Here is a 1,331-nt window from a genome sequence, read left to right on the forward strand (position 1 = left end):
AGGTGATCGGCGTATTTACTCACCAGCACATGCGCGACAAGCGCTTCGGTGGGCAGGCCGCCGGGAACCAGATGTGGAGCTGCCGGAGCCTGGACCACGCCATCGGTGCAGGCGCGGCAGGCGTACTTTGGCCTGTGGGTCACAATCACCCGGAACTGCGCCGGAATGACATCCAGCCGCTCGCTGACATCTTCGCCAATGCAATGCAGGTCGCCGCCACAGGCGCAGATCATGCCATGCGGCTCAATCACCTCGTCGATACGCGGCAGGTGCGCCGGCAGCGCCCCCCGGTTGGCGGCGCGGGCCTTGCGTCGGGCAGCAGAACCATTGACCTCATAACCAGCGCTGTCATCTTCGTCTTCGGCATGCACAGTCGCCATGGCGGCTTCGATATCTTCAAGCGCCAGATCATACTGGTCCGGATCGCTCTTCTCCGACCTGCGCCCAAACAGCGCCTGCCGGAACGCCGCGACCAGTTTCTCCAGCCGCTGTATGCGCTCATCCTTGCGCAGCCCGTGCGCGTCGAGACGTGCAGCACGGGCTTCCGAGCCCGCCAGCAGCGCCCGTAATTGCGCAATTTCCGCAAGAAGATCAGCCGTATCGGTCATCACGGCAGTCTATCAGCGCGGTTCCGTCTTGCCTGGTGGCAAAATGCCGGAAGCCCAATAAATCTGGTTACTCCGCCGTCTGCGGGGCCCGCGCCGTCACCGCCCTGACCCTGCGCCAGTCCATGCCGGCAAACAGCGCCTCAAACTGGGCGTGAGACAACGACATCAGCCCGTCTTTCACCGCAGGCCATGCAAAGCTGTGTTCCTCAAGCCGCTTGTATGCCAGCACCAGGCCCGTGCCGTCCCAGTACAGCAGCTTCAGACGGTCCGCCTTGCGCGCGCGGAACACAAACACCGTGCCGGTGAATGGATCCCTGTCCAGTTCGTTCTTCACCAGTGCGGCAAGACTGTCATGGCCCTTGCGGAAATCAATCGGCTTTGTCGCCACCATGATCCGCAGACCGCTCATGGGAAGCGTCATGACGCCGACAGCGCCCGCACAATGGCTGCGATCCGTTCGGCAGATGCGCCCGCCTTAAGCCGGATCGTCACGGCGCCCATCGCGATCTCTGCTCCGGCAGGTTCTGACGGGGAGATCTCCGGGGCCGGACGGGCGATGGCCACCGCCGCAAACCCGACCGTGTCATCTGGCGGCGGCAGCACCAGCTTCCCCTGCCGTGCCAGGGTCCGCCATGATGACAGATGGCTCGGCCGCATCCCGTGACGCCGGGCAATGCTGGCGACCGTCGCGCCGGGCAGCAGAGTGTCAGCCACAAGCTGCGC

General features: G+C 64.5%; 3 protein-coding genes. All 3 read right to left on the bottom strand.

Annotated elements, in window-relative coordinates; translation table 11 throughout:
- Positions 1-608, bottom strand: a 608-nt coding sequence (locus AC6A67_RS03560; RefSeq protein ID WP_498035188.1) for a transposase domain-containing protein, incomplete at its 3' end; no start/stop codon positions are given.
- A 67-nt stretch (positions 609-675) separates the two neighbouring features.
- Positions 676-1,017 (bottom strand): IS66 family insertion sequence element accessory protein TnpB, encoded by a 342-nt coding sequence (gene tnpB, locus AC6A67_RS03565; protein ID WP_191321585.1) that lies wholly within the window; start codon positions 1,015-1,017, stop codon positions 676-678.
- Positions 1,018-1,025: 8 nt separating this feature from the next.
- Positions 1,026-1,331, bottom strand: a 306-nt coding sequence (locus tag AC6A67_RS03570; protein WP_498035189.1) for a transposase, incomplete at its 5' end; no start/stop codon positions are given.

This window comes from Camelimonas sp. FR25 (genome assembly GCF_059740505.1).